The following is a 16740-nucleotide window of genomic DNA, read 5'->3' on the forward strand; positions in this document are numbered from 1 at the left end:
CTAGAACTTTTGGACGAAATTGAGCAAGAATTAAATCTACAGACTTATGCGGTAAACTGGCCGATTGGTATGGGCGATCGCTTTAAAGGTGTGTTTGACCGTCAAGAGCAAAAAATTCACTTGTTTGAAAGAAGCGCTCACGGTAGCAAAGAAGCGGCAAATACCATAGTTGATTTAGGTGATGCCAAGATTGAAGAGCTTTTAGAACAAGACCTTTATCATCAACTTAAAGACGATTTGGAACTGTTGGATGGAATTGGTCCGGAATTGGACATCGAGTTAATACGTCAAGGCAAAATGACCCCGGTATTTTTCGGGTCAGCGATGACTAACTTTGGTGTGGAACTATTCCTCAAGAATTTTCTGAAATACGCGCTCAAACCGGGTACCCACAACAGCAGTTTAGGCGAAGTTCCGCCGACTTACCCGGATTTTTCGGGTTTTGTGTTCAAGCTGCAAGCCAATATGGACCCCAAACATCGCGATCGCGTGGCATTTATCCGTGTATGTACGGGTCGCTTTGAAAAAGATATGACAGTCAGCCACGCTCGGACTGGTAAAACGGTGCGTTTATCTCGTCCGCAAAAATTGTTTGCTCAAGAACGGGAATCTATTGATGAAGCTTATCCCGGCGATGTGATTGGTTTAAATAATCCTGGTGTTTTTGCAATTGGCGATACAATTTACACTGGTAAAAAATTAGAATATGAAGGTATTCCCTACTTTTCACCTGAGTTGTTTGCCATTCTCAGAAATCCCAATCCTTCAAAATTCAAGCAGTTTCAAAAAGGGATTACGGAATTGCGCGAAGAAGGAGCGGTGCAAATCATGTACTCCGTGGATGAATCCAAACGCGACCCAGTTTTGGCAGCAGTCGGTCAGCTACAGTTTGAAGTGGTACAGTACCGTTTGGAAAACGAGTATGGTGTAGAAACTATTCTAGAACCTTTGCCTTATAGCGTTGCTCGTTGGGTAGAAGGAGGTTGGGAAATCTTGGAGAAAGTGGGACGTTTATTCAACACCACCACCATGAAAGACAGTATGGGACGACCAGTATTACTATTCCGCAACGAATGGAACACTCAGCAATTACAGCAAGACCATCCGGAATTGAAATTAACTGCTATAGCTCCCGTATCCGGACAAACATCAACTTCCGAATTGTAATTACCGCAGGAAAAATGTAAGTATCGACGGGCCATAAGCCCGTTTAAAAATTATTTTACAGCAGTTTGCAAATAAATGAGGTACATTCCCCTACTCCCTTATAACGATATGTCTTGTACTTCACTCAAATGAAATCGGCTGTATGTAACCTTCCAAGAAACAAATAGCAAATTAATTTACGAATACAATTAAGAATCCCAAAACTTAAAAATGTAACTTTTTTAAACGCGCTTAGTGAGAGAATATTTATGTCTTCACCTTCCAAATCATCTTTGAAGGCTGGCTTAGCTGCCCTAAAACAAGAAGATTACCATAGAGCAAAAATCATCTTAGAAAAAGTTGCAGCTAATAATGATGATATTCATCAAAGCTTACAGGCCCAAGTTGGTTTAGTTGCAGCTTATTCTAACAGCGGCGAAATTGAGATGGCGATCGCGGTGTGTGAATCTCTCACTCAAAGCAATAATTCTCAAGTCAAGCAGTGGGCCCAAAAATCTTTAAAACAACTGAGAAAAAAATACCCCGATTTAAACACAGAACCATATTCAACCGGATTTGTGGCTTTTGAATCGTCAAAAGAGGAATTAGAGAAATTAGATAAAGTTGAAGAGCAATTGATTTCTTTATCTACTCCACCACCCCCACCACCTCCTCCATCATTTTTAACTTCGCAACCGATAGATATATCAAAAGAAAGAACCGCACAGACCCTTGACCAACCTCGTAATGCCGATCAAAAAAATGCCAATCCAGTACAAAAGAACCAGCGACTTGATTGGCGATTGGGAAAAAGAGCAAAGGTATGGCAACCATTACCAAAACGAAATTTTATTCGCTTGCAGTTGTTAGGGATTGGAACCTTTATTGCTTTGTTTTGGGTTGTGCGATCGTTGACTATGTTAGCAATGAAATTAATTAACGATACTTTAGTTACGCTGCCATTTTTAGAACCCATACAGTTTTTATATAAAAATCCCACCTTTTTTCTACTGAGCGTATTTACGATATTAATCGCTGTTTCACCGTGGTTGCTTGACTGGCTACTATGTAGATTTTACGTAAAAAAAAGTTTAGATAGAGTTACTTTAAATACTTATTCGCCGGAATCAGTGCGAGTACTGCAACGCTACTGTCAACCCAGAGGCTGGAGCTTACCCAAGTTAGGAATTTTACCGATCGCAGCACCGATCGCATTTACTTACGGTCATTTACCTCGTACCGCTTGTATTGTAGTCAGTCAGGGACTTTTAGAGCAGCTAGCAGATGATGAAATAGCCGCGATCGTTGCTTCTCAATTGGGGCAAATCGCTCGTATAGATTGTGTCGTGATGTCTGTAATAGTGGCGATCGCGATTCCGGTTTATCAACTATATCAACTGATTTGCGATCGAGCCGATAAAATATCTAACCGCATGGGACGTACAGTTCTAGGAGTTATTGGTAATGGTGTTTATGCAATTTGGTTTTTGCTCGCAGGAACTGGTTTATGGCTATCTCAAAGAAGAATTTTCTGGAACGATAGAATTGGTGCGGAAGTTACGGGAAACCCTAACGGATTGATTCGCGCTTTGCTCAAAAGTGCTATTGGCATTGCTGATGATATCACTAAGTCAGAACAAACACCTTGGCAGTTGGAAACTTTAAACCTGTTAATCCCAGTTGGCTACAAACAAAGTTTATGGTTGGGTAGTATTACTCCAAACACCACCTTTGAATCGTTGTTAAAGTGGGACTATCTCAATCCCTATCGGCAATGGTTTTTAATTAATAACAGTCATCCCTTAATGGGGGAACGTTTGCAAGAACTATGTAAAATAGCTTATAACTGGCACGTTGAACCCGAACTATATCTGGATAGTCAATCTTTAAAATTGAAGCGTCAGTCATTTTTGTTGCAAATTTCTCCGTTTTTAGGCATTTTAATTGGTGCAGCATTAGCCTTACTTTTTTGGTTGGCTTGGCACGCAGCATTTGCAGTACATTTAATTAACCTCAAGTGGATATACGACGATTGGCAATTCGCTACGGGTTTTATGCTAATCGGTTTTAGTCTCGGCATTTTAATTAGAATGAATTCCTTATTCATTAATATCAAACCCAAAGATGTACAAACCTCGGAGTCTTTGCTGGAATTGTTAATAAATCCAGCCACCTTACCCATAGACAGTACCCCAGTAGAACTTTCCGGAAAATTATTAGGTCGTCGCGGTAGCAGCAACTATTTAGGACAAGATTTGATCCTCCAAGTCGGTTCAAATTTAGTTAAATTACATCATGTCTCCTGGTTAGGACAATCTGTCAACGTCCAAGACTTTATCGGTAGAAGCGTTTCCGTCACTGGCTGGTTGCGACGAGGTGCAACACCTTGGCTGGATATTCAAACTTTAAAAACTCAAAGCGGCAAAATGGTCAACAGTCCCCATCCAATTTGGTCTACTATTTTGACGGTAGCGGCTTTTGCTTATGGTGCTTACATTGTTTTGACAGGCTAATCAATTATCAGCGCCTCGTAAAATCTTTTTGTAAATAAAAGTTGCGATAACTTAAACAAAGTGTTACATTTATTAACAATAAGTAAGATGACCCTAAATAACCGAGCTTCAAGCTCAGCGATAGATAAGGCTGCTTGCGCTATTCATCCCCCTTTCGTCGTTCCAACACAGCAGGAATTAAACCAGTTGCTGGCTGGTTTTTGTTTCTTGAAAGGGTTTGCTTCATGAAAAAAAAGTATTGTATGCTACTATGCATTAAATACTTAGCCAATTTGTGTGTATTGAACTAGCTCTGCTCAGAATACCGTGATATTGTAGGAAATGGTGTCTAAATCTTCATAATAAAAGAACATTGAATAAGTTTTGTTTTGCTAGAAGTTGAATGCAGAATTTATCGTTTTCACGATCAAAGTGTTTGTGCTTTTGAACGTAGGCTTTCACGTAAAAAAAATTAGCTTGGGAAAACTGTATTGTAAAGATTGACAGTTTATAGTAAAAAGATTGTTTGCGACGGTGTTATTCAATAACATATGTCTGTCATCTTTTGAACCAAGTTTTTTTTAACCCGCTCATCTTCATCTAAATACATTAGAGGTTCTTTCATGTCCATTCGCCTATACATAGGCAATTTGCCTAAAGAAGAGATAGATAAATCAGAATTGCAAGAAGTTTTTGCTGAGGAAGGCAGCAGTATTACTACCAAATTAATTAAAGACCGTAAGACTGGCAAATGTCGCGGCTTTGGTTTTATGACTGTAAATAACGATGAACAAGCCGACCAAATTATTGAAAAATATAACGGTCTAATGTTCAAAGATTCTCCTATTAAGTTGGAGAAAGCATTACCTCGCAGCAAAAATGGTGAGGAAGGAGAAGAACAACCGCTTTCTCCGCAAACTTCAAATACACCAGCACCAACTCCTGTTGCTAGTGGTTCTAGCAATGTCGGTGGTGCTAGTAAAAAAGCTAAAAAATCTCGTCGCGGCGGTGGTGGCTCTAAAGATACAAGTAGTGTAGGGGTTTCGTCGTCGTCATCAGATGGCGGAGTTCATCCAGATCCTCGTTGGGCTGCGGAGCTAGAAAAGTTAAAGCAAATGCTTGCCGCGCAAACTACCAACTAAGCGATTTAACAAGTTAAAAATTAAAAATCATTTATTTTGGTTTTTAATTTTTAATTCCCAACTTTATGTTCAACCTTGATAAATTATTGAGGTTTGTTCTCACGTCTTGTACTATATGCGGTACGCTGAGAAATTTTACTGATGTAAAGTGTTTGTTATCTTACTAAGAATATTTATTAGTTGTGAATTGCGAATTGACAATTTCTTGGTCAATAAGCATTCCCAACCGAATCGTTAATAAGAGCTTTTAAGCTTTTGCGCGGGCAATTTAGCATCAAATCAATTTGGAAAATATTATTATAAGAAAAATGCTGTACGAAGTCGGCTTCCGCAAAACCCCGTGTTTTAAACCGGGGATGAAAGCTAATCGCAGGTTTTAACCCGCCCTAAAATATGCTATTACTAAGTGACATTAGAGGGAGTGTGAGCTAGAAGCTCGTTCGTGATTACTCCTAAAAGCTGATTTATTAATAGTGAGCTAGAAGCTCGCACTACAAAACTTGGATTGCCCATAATAATTAATGCGATCGAGTACCAGTGGTCGATTGGATTAAATTTGATTGGTTTTCATCGCAACCCGTCGGAGGTTGAAAACCCCCGTCTAATAGCGAAAGTCCTATAAATAGGACTGAAATACAAGCCTTCAAAATTGATGAAATGAACTACTATTACTCCACCACATTAATTTTGCGGGGTAAAACATTCGTAGTGCGACCATCTTGGTCGCTCGTTACAATTAGCGAGCAAGATGCATGTCCTTACGGACACGCTGCGCTACCGCACTACGAAAATTTTATCCATCAAAATTAATGATATGAACTACTAGTGAATTTAGTATCGCCTTATACAAAAACTAAATCATTACAAAATCGTATATTATCCATACATTTATATTATTAGATAAATATTTATTAATACACTTAAAGTACTTTAGCTAAAATATGAGAATTTTTAGCAAAAGGTATTGGAAGGTACAACTTACTTTTTAATTCCATAGTATGTATACTTAATTACACACTTAATCGAAAAAAATGTGGATCTCATATCTATGCACTTTAAAAATTAAACATTAATTTACTTTTTTGATTTCCAGGATTTGCATAAAAATACATACACTGCTGTAATATTTAACTCATAAATATCATATTTATAAACAAGATGAATTTGAGTTTTAAGTTGCAAACAACACTCTTAATAATAATTAATAGCAATAATTATCAGTAGAAATAAGGCATATTTTGGATAAAAAGCGATAAAAATATAGTTGTATCAATACAGAATTCATCAATATTATTACTGAGGTGATAACAGTAAAAGTAATGACAGAAATATAAAAAAAAATCACATATTAAATTAAAATAAAAGTTACATGAAAATTTACAAAGATTTCGGTCTTTGGTATTGACGCTTTTGTAAGCAGTTACCCGTAGACCAAACACATCTCTTAACCAAAAAACTATGAACCTCGCAACAGAAAAACGCATCGCCTTGATTTCTGTCCACGGCGATCCAGCGATTGAAATAGGTAAGGAAGAGGCTGGAGGGCAAAACGTTTACGTTCGTCATGTAGGGGAAGCATTAGCTGAACTTGGATGGCAAGTTGATATGTTTACCCGCAAAGTTAGTGTAGAGCAGGAAGATATTGTTTGGCATTCTCCAAATTGTCGGACAATTCGTTTAAAGGCTGGTAATGTTGATTTTGTGCCACGAGATAATCTTTTCGGGCTTTTGCCAGAATTTGTAGACAATTTCCTGAAATTTCAAGAAGAGAACGCAGTTATATATCATTTGATCCATAGCAATTACTGGCTATCTAGCTGGGTTGGTATGCAGTTAAGACAAAGACAAGATAGTCAGCTCGTACATACATATCACTCATTAGGAGCGGTTAAGTACAATACTATAAAAACTATTCCTTTAATTGCCAGTACTCGTTTAGGAGTTGAAAAACAAGTATTAGAAACGGCACAAAGAATTGTTGCAACTTCGCCACAAGAAGAAGAACATATGCGTACCCTTGTTTCGACGAAGGGAAATATTGATGTAATTCCTTGCGGTACGGACATTGAACGCTTTGGTCGCGTTGACCAAAAGACAGCGAGAACGGAGTTAGGGGTTAGTCCCGAAACTAAGCTTGTAATGTACGTCGGACGTTTTGACCCACGCAAAGGAATTGAAACTTTGGTCCGTGCTGTGCGAGAGTCTGAGTTATTTGGTTCGGAAAACTTGAAGTTGATGATTTGTGGGGGTAGTCGTCCCGGTCAAAGCGATGGTGATGAATGCGATCGCATCAAGAGCATTGTCGCGGAATTAGGAATGAGTCAGATGACCCAATTCCCCGGTCGTATTAGTCAAGAAGATTTGCCATTTTACTATGCTGCGGCTGACGTTTGCGTTGTTCCCAGCCACTACGAACCTTTCGGACTAGTAGCTATCGAAGCAATGGCAACCTTTACACCAGTAGTTGCAAGTGATGTTGGCGGACTTCAGTATACTGTTGTTAATGAAGAAACTGGTTTATTAGCACCACCGCAAAATGTTCCAGCTTTTGCAAATGCGATCGACCGAATTTTACTGGATGCAAGTTGGGGTGAACAACTAGGTCAAGCTGCAAGAGAGCGCGTTGAAGCTAAATTTAGTTGGGATGGGGTTGCAATGCAATTAAGCGAACTCTATACAAGTTTGTTGCAGCAATCTGTAGAACAGCCAATGTTAGCAAGCAGTTAATCGTTTACACATATAAGTAGTGGGGAATCGGTAATTGCTTGGCAGCATTTCTTTTAATTAATTGTTATTGCCGATTACCCATTATAACTTTACGACTTTACCGTACAAATAAATAGTACAGAAGAAGCAAGAGCGAATCGAAGATATACTGAGCTTTTTAAAAATCTGCGGATATATTCTATGTTTATTTACGTATTTATATCGATATAAACTTTAAATACTTAATTTTCTGATTAGATATAAGTATTATTTTAAAATCAAGTTTAAGTGTTTTTCCTTAATACGGGTAAATACTTAATTTGAAATAGAAGTTTCAATGAAACATAGAGTTTTTTCTCGACATTAGACTTAATAGAGTTTTAACTAGATACATAAGCAACTGAAACCTAAAACAGTTACTTTTAAATTGATGCTATCAACTTTTACAAAAGAAAGATGAACCAAATTGCATTAATTTAAATTTAAACATTAGTAAAGGTTTTGCATAGTTTTTTGATTAAGTAGCGGTCGTGTTATTAGGCATACATATGACTGTGAAAGTTAATTTGGCAATTTTTAAAAAGAAGCTTTAAAAGGAATAAAATGTTTAATAAAAATCAGACAATCAACGTACAGAATTCGCTTTATGCTTTAGGTATTACTGCTCTTGGTTTATTTATAATCCCGGAGTCGGCTCAAGCTTTGACTGTCATTAATCAGACGAACTTTACCGATACAGATTTCAATCAGCAAATAACAGATAAGAAATTTTCAGAATTATTTGTTGCTGAAGGAAGAATTGGTGGTAAAGCTACTTATGAATTAAGTATTAATGATGATGTTCTCAAAGGAGCTACACCTGTCACAAAAGAAGAGTTTAATTGGAAAAGCGGTGAAAAATATGACTTCAGCTTAGAATATGACGGAAGTATGGTTAACTATATTCTTGGCGGTAAAACACTTAAGTCCACTAATTTTAAAGGTTCAATAAACAGTATTTTCTTCCGTACTAGTGCTTGGCAAAATACCACAACTGCTCTGACTGACTTAATGTTTAACGGTGGTGCAATTGGTAGCTTAACTTCTAACTTAAATGATAGTAGAGATATTGACTATCTTCAACTAAAAAATATATCTTCCCCCTTTAAAATTACAGGAAAAGCGTCCATGAGTTGGACGGGTACAGCACCGAAAAATTCTCAGAATGCGTTTCAAATTAAAGTCGGTAATTCTCCCAAAAGAAAAGTACCCGAACCTGGTACAACAGGGGCAATATTCTTAACTGGAATGACTGGTTTAGGGTTGAGTAAAAAGAAGAAACAAGAAGCCTAAATCTATTGGATTAGAAACTGATTAAAAACTTGTTTATTGTCTTCCCCCTAAAGTAAGTTAATTAAACAAATGCACGCTTTAAAGATATCTACATCTAAAGGCGTGCATCTGTTGTTTTAATCGAGCTATACTTACCGAAATAAACGCTTTCACAAAAATCATCGCTGTGCAAACATTTGACTTTACTACTTTGAGTGCAGTTTGCAGCGATATCCGTGCTAACTGGCTACCATCGCGCTTAGAACAAGTTTATCAGCGCGATCGCTATACTATTACAATTGCACTCCGGACTCTCAAATCGCGGGGTTGGCTAGAAGTTTCTTGGCAACCCCAAGCTGCTCGCATTCATATCGGTTCTCCACCACCGCGATCGCCAGATACATTCACGTTTTCTCAACAATTGGTTCACCAGTTAGGTAGTTTAGCGTTGGTGAAAATTGAAACAATTGCTCCTTGGGAACGTGCGATCGATCTACAATTCGCTCGTCGTCCGGGAGAGCAAGCTTTATACCATCTGTATGTAGAAATCATGGGCAAATACAGCAACGTGATTCTTACAGATGCCAAAAATATAATTATTACCGCTGGTCGTCAAGTTAGCGAACAAAAATCAAGCGTTCGTCCCATTTTAACTGGAGATGTTTACCAAAAACCACCCAGCCTGACTGCTGCAATTCCCATTTTGGATGAATCTCAAGAAAATTGGCAAGAAAAAGTCAGCTTGATACCGGGAGCAATTAAACGTCAGTTACCTAAAATTTATCGTGGTGTTTCTCCTGCTTTGGTAGAATCGATGCTTTTGGAAGCAAACCTAACTGCGGAAAGCACAACCAATAACCTGACATCAAAAGAATGGGAATTATTATTTAAGCAATGGCATATTTGGCTCAAAGCTTTGCAAGAAGAAAAGTTTCAGCCCGGTTGGACTTCTACAGGTTACACCGTACTTGGTTGGGGTGTAGTTGAAGAAGCGGATAATATTCAAGAGCTACTCAACCGCTACTATACCGATTGGATCAATCAACAGATATTTTCTCAATTAAGACACCAACTTATTCAGAAGTTGAGCAACATCTTGGGAAAATTGCGATTGAAAGCCCAAACTTTTGAAAAACGCTTGCAGCAGTCAGAACAAGCAGATGAATATCGCACTCAAGCCGATTTATTGATGGCTTATTTGCAAGAGTGGAAACCAGGGATGGAAGAAATTATTCTGGCTGACTTTGAGACGAACGAACCAATAAAAATTAAATTACAACCAGATAAAAACGCAGTCCAAAATGCTCAGAATCTTTATAAACAGCATCAAAAACTTAAACGCGCTCGAATTGCTGTAGAACCTTTATTTGCAGAAGTAAATGGTGAAATTGCATATTTAGAACAAGTAGAAGCAGCAATTTCTCAAATTGATAACTACCAAAACGATGAAGATTTACAGACTTTGGAAGAAATTCGCGAGGAATTGATTACACAAAAGTATTTAGAAGATTCGGAATACCGCAGACGTAGCTCCAATGAAGCGACTACAAATTTCTATCGTCATCAAACACCAAGCGGTTTTGAAGTGTTGATTGGACGTAATAACCGTCAAAATGACCAATTAACCTTCCGTGTTGCCGGAAATTATGACTTATGGTTTCACGCTCAAGAAATTCCCGGAAGTCACGTACTACTTAGATTGGAACCTGGTGCAATACCGGAAGAGAATGATTTACAGTTTACCGCGAACCTTGCAGCATACTATAGCCGCGCTCGTCAGAGCGAGCAAGTCCCAGTAATTTACACTGAACCCAAACACGTTTACAAACCAAAAGGAGCCAAACCAGGAATTGCTATTTACAAGCAAGAAACCATACTTTGGGGAAAACCGCAGTCTGTCAAAGAATTTTAGATTTTAGATTTTGGATTACTCTACTGGAAGACGTTTCCGCGTCAATGGATTTTGGATTAAAAAAGTTAGGAGTTAGGAGTTAATAATTGTGAATTGGTAATTGTCTCCCCATCCCCCCATCCCCTTGTCCCCTTTTCCCCATCCTTCTGCTTCTCATCCGCTAGGATATAGAATTATTCTTGAAGATAGAGGCACAATATTCAGATAAATATCTTTTTTTGGTAAATTTTGAAGAAAATTCTGTACTGGCTGTTACAATATTGTAAAGAAAGATTTCCCAGTGCGTTTCGGGAACGCGAAAACTTGGGTTTAAATTTTATTGAGAAGACAACACAAATAAAAATATTCTAGACCAGCTGTGGGAAGCTGGTTTTTTTGTATGAACCAATCGTATGACAAGTGAAGATGCTTTTGGTTTTCCTTTAACCGCCTTACCTTACTGGTAAAAAAGGTTAACTGATAAATTCTAGTTTGCGATAAGCTGTTACGCATTTAATTTGTATTTGACTAGCGGGCAAGATACCCGCACTACAAGAATTTTATATTTTCGTTTTATACAATTTAGCTGCACATCAGCTTAGGAACTATATGTAATCTGTGTTTTCATTATACTAGAAAAAAAAGGGTCGTGTATAAAATCGGCACTTAAGCTTAGTTAATTTCTAGGACTAATAAGGCTTTTTTCTACTTCCCACTATCTGCTTGGGAAGCAGAAAAGGTTTCTCTATTGATGATCGGTGTTTTAAGCCATCTAATTTGAAAGAAACCCGGTTGGTTTGTCAACTAAAAAGTAAATGTAGTTCTAAGCGCACCAATGACAACATCTTCGTTATTCTTATTATGGTCTGGTGCTGTTAACCAAATAACTCCAGGGGTGATAGCAATATTATCGTTTACCTTGAACTGGTAAAACGCCTCGATGTGATAGGAAGTATCGCTGTCCTTACTAATTTCGTTGATACTCGAATCAGTTACCTTCGGTTCCATACCTACGATAATACCAGCTAAGTTTCCTTTTTTACCCAAGTCCGGAAATCCTAAAGTTACTGCCCAGTTCCAAATATCAAGGCTTCCCCGGTCGATTGTTCCTCCTTCTGTGGATAAATTTCGAGCATTGGTGTATCCAACCCAACCTCCTAATACAATATTATTGCTAATACCTAAAGATGCTTGTACACCATAGGAATTGCTCGAAAATGGCACATTAACCTCTCCAGGTTCGGTTTGTTCAGGAATACCAGGAGGAGAGGCAATTTCACCTCTAAGGAAGGATATAGGATTGGCGCGATTGCTACCCGTACCTAATTCTTGATTGTAAGCATTTATGTATGTCAAACCAATTTTGAAGCGTTTGCTTGGTTCAAAGGTTAATTGTGCAAGCGCACCATAGGGACCATTAAATATGCCATTATCGGAGGAAGGATCGTTGGGCGAACTTCCTAAATAAGCTAAACTTAATGCCAATTTATCGCTAAATTCTTGAGTAATTCCTAATCCAGCACCATCCATATTGTAATAAATCGGGTTGCGAGTACCAAAAGCAGATATAGCACCTTCGGTACCATCACCATCAAATTGGCTCACAGTATCTACAACATCATCCGCTGCACCTGCATTTGCGATCGCAATTACATTGGTTTTGTCGGTGAGAGGGAAACTGTACCATAATGCATCAAGCGCAGCATCGGTACTAGCATCTTCACTGCTTTCACCAAAAGCAAGATTACCTTCAGGGGTTCCAATATCGGGACTGACAATATTATTAATTTGAATCCGAGTGTATAGGGTATCTTTACCAGTGAAACTACTAACGAAGTTTACTCGCGCTCTTGTTCCCAGAGTAGTGTTATCTTCATTTGTCTCCCCTTCAAATACATCGCTCATGGCAATTACAACCTCACCTTCAAATTTAGAAGTTGTAGAAAACTGATTCGCTTCTAGTTGAGCAGTTCGTGCTTCGACTGCATCTACTCTTCCCCGCAATGTTGCAAGTTCGGCACTAAAATCTTCTTGCAGTTTTTGCAATGTCGCTAAATCTTCTTTAGTAACTAAATTAGCCGTAGCTGTGGCGATTAATTCGTTAACTCGATCTAAACAAGCGTTCAAACCAGCGGCAAATTCATACCGAGTCAAGGCTCGATTACCACGATAGGTTTGATTCGGATAACCAGCAATACATCCATAACGCTCTACCAAAGATTGCAGCGCTTGAAATGCCCAATCGGTAGGCTGTACATCAGATAGCTGAGAGACTGAAGTCACTTGGGCAATCGAGTTCTCTTGATTATAGTTCTCAACTTTAATGGGGATTGCGATCGTAGCATCTTCCTTGTTTTGCGAATTTTCAACTATCTCCGCAGCCATAACATCGCTACCGAAAACCGTAATTACGCCAAAAATCGGGCTAAGCAGTAAAGCTTGCAATACTTTGTTCATTATTTTTTCTCACACTTAACAATGGTTATTTGGCACCCAAACACTAGTTCAGTCGGAATAGTCTTATTAAAAAAGAGTTTTAATAGTATATATATCAGGATTCAGCATTTTTGTCACAACAATTCTATAAATATTGTCTAAAGCGATTAAGAGGATATTTTAAAAGTATCCGGCGGTTAAAACCGCTACTACACAAGCAAAACCCACCTCCGTGGGTTAAAAACGTATTAGTCCACAAAGGTGGACTTAGCCTGTGTAGCCGCGACTTACAGTCGCCAGGTAAGGTATTAAATCCGACTTTTAAAACATCCTCTAAATTCCGCAGCGAGAAACCACCAGAAATTCATATTGGTATATCTCGTTCCGAAGATCAATGGCTATTTTCAGCAAGCGATAATGGAATTGAAATCGAACCACAATTTAGCGATCGCATTAAAAAAGCCTAGCATAAGGCAGGCTTCCCTTTAATAATTAGAACTTTATTATTTTTACCAATCAAAATTGGTGACTTTTGCTGGGTAAAAGATTCTTAAGCTGCGTAGCAGCTTTATTGCATAAGACAAAAATTAGTAAAGCGTGCGATAGCAAAGCGCTGCTGCAAGCAGATCATCGCCAGCCAGGTATGCCAGCAAAAAACCATATTTCTCAAAAACAGAAGGAACGACTGCTAAAAATGCTAAAAGAGTATGAAAATTTATTATTAGAAATTGTTGATAAAGAACCAGCTGAATATGGATATGATTTTGGTCGATGGACATCTGCTAGATTAGCAACATATCTCGAAACGAAAACAGGAATTAAGCTAAGTAGTTTAAAAACCCGGTTTTTTTTGGTGTTTTTAAGAATGGTGCAAGATATTAATTGATCGCTTGACAGCTTGAAGGGTATAGGAAATTTTTAAAGAAAACACTAATGAAGATTCTATTAGTAGAGGATGACGATCGCATTGCGGAAGCACTTGCGGAAGCGCTCAGGGACAAGAATTATATTGTTGATATTGCTTATGATGGTGAACAAGGGTGGGATTTTGCTGAAGCCTTTGCTTATGAATTAGTAGTCTTAGATTTGATGTTACCGAAGGTGGATGGTATCACGTTGTGTCGTCAGTTGCGGCAAAAAAGCTACTCCACGCCAATTTTAATGCTAACAGCAAAAGATACCAATACTGATAAAGTTATTGGTTTGGATGCGGGAGCCGATGATTATGTTGTCAAGCCTTTTGATTTACAAGAATTAATGGCTCGTATTCGTGCTTTACTTAGACGAGTAAACACTATATTGCCCCCCATACTAGAATGGGAATATTTGCGTTTAAATCCTAATAATTGTGAGGTGAGGTATCAAGAAAAAATTGTACATTTAACACCTACAGAATATCGAATTTTAGAATTATTTTTACGTCATAGCCATCGTACTTTCAATCGTAACCAAATTCTGGACTTACTGTGGTCATTTGAGGAACCACCAGGTGAGGAAACGGTGAAAGCTCATATTAGAACTTTGCGGCAAAAATTAAAGTTAGCTGGAGCATCTGCTGATTTTATAGAAACAGTCTATGGTTTAGGATATCGTCTTAAACAAAGTATTTAAGGGAGTAAAGAATAAGGGGAAGAGAGCTTAGTAAGTATTTTTGAATTCTGCGGGATTATCTTAATCTATGTTTCAAGTTTTACGTAGACGATTATTATTTTCTTATTCAGGTGTAATAATAGGCATTTTTAGCATATCTACTTTAGCCGTTTATCGGTTTATTGCTTATAACTTATATCAACAGTTAGACCAACAAATGTTAACTTTAGCCGATGCAGCAGCCCACAGTCTAGAACTAATTAAAACTAATAGTAAATTAATTAACAGTAAGACTCCTCGTATTTTAGATAATGATGGTGATTTAGATATTCCTTGGCAAGATTTACGCGAAAATCATCAGGGTGTAGAATGGTTTGATGCAAAAGGTTCACTGTTAGGTAAAGCTGGGAGTCATCTTCCCGTAACACCTTTCAATTTTGATTCTCATACTCATCAATATGGAAAACTTCGCAGTATCACCATTCCAGTTTATAGAGATAAAACGAAAAAACAGCTTCAAGGTTTTATTCGGGTAAGCGAGTCAATAGAAGATTTAGAAGCAGAATTGAATAGATTACTTTGGGGATTTAGTTGCGGAGGAACTATTGCTTTTGCTCTCAGTGGTATTGGTAGTTGGTGGTTAACTAAACAATCTTTAAAGCCAGTTGAAGAAAGCTTTGAAAAATTAAAACAATTTACCGCAGATGCTTCTCATGAATTACGTAGTCCCTTAACTGCGATTAAAACCTCAGTTGATGTAATCATGAATCATCCAGAAAGAATTCATCCTGCGGATGTAAAAAAACTCCAGTCAATTGCGTCTGGAACTAATCAAATGGCTCGCTTAGTTGAAGATTTACTTTTGCTAGCTCGAACCGATAAATTCCCCACAAATTCTCTTGATGAGTGGGTATTAATTTCTCTAGATGAGTTTTTAGAAGATTTAGTTGAATTATTGCAATCGCAAGCTGAAATTAAGGGAATCAAACTGAAAGCGGAAATTACTCATGAAGTATTTGTCAAAGGTGATGTAGCTGGATTAAAACGTTTGTTTTCTAACTTGTTAGAAAATGCTTTGCAGTATACATCTACTGGTGGAAGTGTAAGTGTTTCTGTTATTGACGATAATAAATTTGTTACGATCAATATTCAAGATACAGGAATTGGTATTACTCCCGAAGATATTCCCTTCATTTTCAATCGTTTCTGGAGAGCAGATAAAGCTAGGAGTAGACGCTCTGGTGGTTTGGGTTTAGGATTAGCAATTGCTCAAACAGTAGTGACTAATCATGGAGGAGAAATCACTGTAAGCAGTCAGATTGGAATTGGTACTTGTTTTCAGATAAGTCTACCAATAGCAACTGATTAATTTTGATGAAATAGAATAATATTTATTTCCTAATTATTTGCCTTGTGAAGTTACAATTTGTGTAACTAAGCAAGCTGCTGAAAAATAATTTAGCTTATTTAGATAAATGTGACTGAAACTAATCAAAATTATTTAACCAGTTTTCTGCTTCTTCCTATCAAACAAACCCGACATACTCAGTCCTGTCACCAACAGTCCAATTAATCCTAATCCATTTAAAATCGGGTAAATCCCTTGGAGATGAAAAATTTCTCCCGTATGAAGACTCAGTAGAAAACCGCGAGTTAACCCAATATTTAGACCCCACTCACCAACCATCGTCACAATCATTCCAGTTAGTACAGTTAAAGCTACAGGTAAGGATATAATAATGGCGATTACCCGATGATATTTGCGAAAAACACGTTTCATAATAATTACTTAGTTAAGAACAATAAATTTTACAACTATAAACCAAGATAAATAATAGGAAAATCGAGCTTCAGAATACAAAACCCGAATTTAAGGTGAGAGGTTTTGGCAATACAAATACCTCAATCCGAGATTATAACGATGTAGGTAAAGAATTCGGAAAGAAGACTATATTTGTTCTTTCCGAGTTTTTTACTTTCGATGTCCTATGATTTTGACGTAGATATTTTAAGTTTGTTTATGTTT

13 protein-coding genes are annotated in these 16740 nt (G+C 37.7%); 11 read left to right on the forward strand and 2 right to left on the reverse strand.

Annotated features, from left to right (window positions below; all coding sequences use genetic code 11):
• From prfC to VB797_RS31350, 7 genes are all read left to right on the forward strand, one after another.
• Positions 1 to 1167, forward strand: a 1167-nt coding sequence (gene prfC / locus VB797_RS31320) for a peptide chain release factor 3 (RefSeq protein WP_323241693.1), incomplete at its 5' end; no start/stop codon positions are given.
• Between the two features lie 248 nt (positions 1168 to 1415).
• On the forward strand, positions 1416 to 3659 hold the full coding sequence (locus tag VB797_RS31325; RefSeq protein ID WP_323241695.1) for a M48 family metallopeptidase: 2244 nt from the start codon (positions 1416 to 1418) through the stop codon (positions 3657 to 3659).
• Positions 3660 to 4261: 602 nt separating this feature from the next.
• Entirely contained in the window at positions 4262 to 4780 is a 519-nt protein-coding gene (locus VB797_RS31330) for an RNA-binding protein (protein ID WP_323241697.1), read from the forward strand.
• 657 nt (positions 4781 to 5437) lie between these two features.
• Entirely contained in the window at positions 5438 to 5590 is a 153-nt protein-coding gene (locus VB797_RS31335) for a hypothetical protein (RefSeq protein WP_323241698.1), read from the forward strand.
• Positions 5591 to 6238: 648 nt separating this feature from the next.
• Entirely contained in the window at positions 6239 to 7507 is a 1269-nt protein-coding gene (locus VB797_RS31340) for a glycosyltransferase family 1 protein (RefSeq protein WP_323241699.1), read from the forward strand.
• A 582-nt stretch (positions 7508 to 8089) separates the two neighbouring features.
• Positions 8090 to 8818 carry a choice-of-anchor W domain-containing protein gene (locus tag VB797_RS31345; protein ID WP_323241700.1) on the forward strand — a complete coding sequence of 243 codons (729 nt, stop codon included), beginning with the start codon at positions 8090 to 8092 and terminating at the stop codon, positions 8816 to 8818.
• A 166-nt stretch (positions 8819 to 8984) separates the two neighbouring features.
• A complete protein-coding gene (locus tag VB797_RS31350) occupies positions 8985 to 10709 on the forward strand; it encodes an NFACT family protein (RefSeq protein ID WP_323241701.1) in 1725 nt (574 codons plus the stop codon).
• A gap of 783 nt (positions 10710 to 11492) precedes the next feature.
• On the opposite strand, the gene VB797_RS31355 is transcribed toward VB797_RS31350, so the two are convergent.
• Complete coding sequence (locus VB797_RS31355) at positions 11493 to 13145, reverse strand: iron uptake porin (RefSeq protein ID WP_323241702.1); 1653 nt, start codon at positions 13143 to 13145, stop codon at positions 11493 to 11495.
• Positions 13146 to 13255: 110 nt separating this feature from the next.
• Between VB797_RS31355 and VB797_RS31360 the strand changes: the two genes are divergently transcribed.
• The 4 genes from VB797_RS31360 to VB797_RS31375 all read left to right on the forward strand — a co-directional run bounded on the left by VB797_RS31360 (position 13256) and on the right by VB797_RS31375 (position 16083).
• Positions 13256 to 13591, forward strand: coding sequence for a hypothetical protein (locus tag VB797_RS31360; protein WP_323241716.1), 336 nt, complete (start codon positions 13256 to 13258; stop codon positions 13589 to 13591).
• A gap of 65 nt (positions 13592 to 13656) precedes the next feature.
• Positions 13657 to 14010 (forward strand): hypothetical protein, encoded by a 354-nt coding sequence (locus tag VB797_RS35090; protein ID WP_416350959.1) that lies wholly within the window; start codon positions 13657 to 13659, stop codon positions 14008 to 14010.
• Positions 14011 to 14057: 47 nt separating this feature from the next.
• On the forward strand, positions 14058 to 14735 hold the full coding sequence (locus VB797_RS31370) for a response regulator transcription factor (protein ID WP_323241703.1): 678 nt from the start codon (positions 14058 to 14060) through the stop codon (positions 14733 to 14735).
• A 67-nt stretch (positions 14736 to 14802) separates the two neighbouring features.
• On the forward strand, positions 14803 to 16083 hold the full coding sequence (locus tag VB797_RS31375) for a HAMP domain-containing sensor histidine kinase (protein WP_323241704.1): 1281 nt from the start codon (positions 14803 to 14805) through the stop codon (positions 16081 to 16083).
• 132 nt (positions 16084 to 16215) lie between these two features.
• Here the strand turns inward: VB797_RS31375 and VB797_RS31380 are convergent, their stop codons facing one another.
• The gene (locus VB797_RS31380; RefSeq protein WP_323241705.1) at positions 16216 to 16494 is read right to left on the reverse strand and encodes a peptidase; all 279 of its coding nucleotides are present in this window, start codon (positions 16492 to 16494) and stop codon (positions 16216 to 16218) included.
• Positions 16495 to 16740: the final 246 nt, after the last annotated feature.

The organism is Rivularia sp. UHCC 0363, assembly GCF_034931125.1.
In the GTDB taxonomy this organism is placed as follows: domain Bacteria; phylum Cyanobacteriota; class Cyanobacteriia; order Cyanobacteriales; family Nostocaceae; genus Rivularia.

What these genes read in the sequence shown, in the direction of transcription:
- VB797_RS31375 (WP_323241704.1), top strand. Translation starts at nt 14,803, where the DNA reads ATGTTTCAAGTTTTACGTAGACGATTATTATTTTCTTATTCAGGTGTA.
- VB797_RS31325 (WP_323241695.1), top strand. Translation starts at nt 1,416, where the DNA reads ATGTCTTCACCTTCCAAATCATCTTTGAAGGCTGGCTTAGCTGCCCTA.
- VB797_RS31335 (WP_323241698.1), top strand. Translation starts at nt 5,438, where the DNA reads ATGAACTACTATTACTCCACCACATTAATTTTGCGGGGTAAAACATTC.
- VB797_RS31330 (WP_323241697.1), top strand. Translation starts at nt 4,262, where the DNA reads ATGTCCATTCGCCTATACATAGGCAATTTGCCTAAAGAAGAGATAGAT.
- VB797_RS31370 (WP_323241703.1), top strand. Translation starts at nt 14,058, where the DNA reads ATGAAGATTCTATTAGTAGAGGATGACGATCGCATTGCGGAAGCACTT.
- VB797_RS31355 (WP_323241702.1), bottom strand. Translation starts at nt 13,145, where the DNA reads ATGAACAAAGTATTGCAAGCTTTACTGCTTAGCCCGATTTTTGGCGTA.
- VB797_RS31380 (WP_323241705.1), bottom strand. Translation starts at nt 16,494, where the DNA reads ATGAAACGTGTTTTTCGCAAATATCATCGGGTAATCGCCATTATTATA.
- VB797_RS31340 (WP_323241699.1), top strand. Translation starts at nt 6,239, where the DNA reads ATGAACCTCGCAACAGAAAAACGCATCGCCTTGATTTCTGTCCACGGC.
- VB797_RS31345 (WP_323241700.1), top strand. Translation starts at nt 8,090, where the DNA reads ATGTTTAATAAAAATCAGACAATCAACGTACAGAATTCGCTTTATGCT.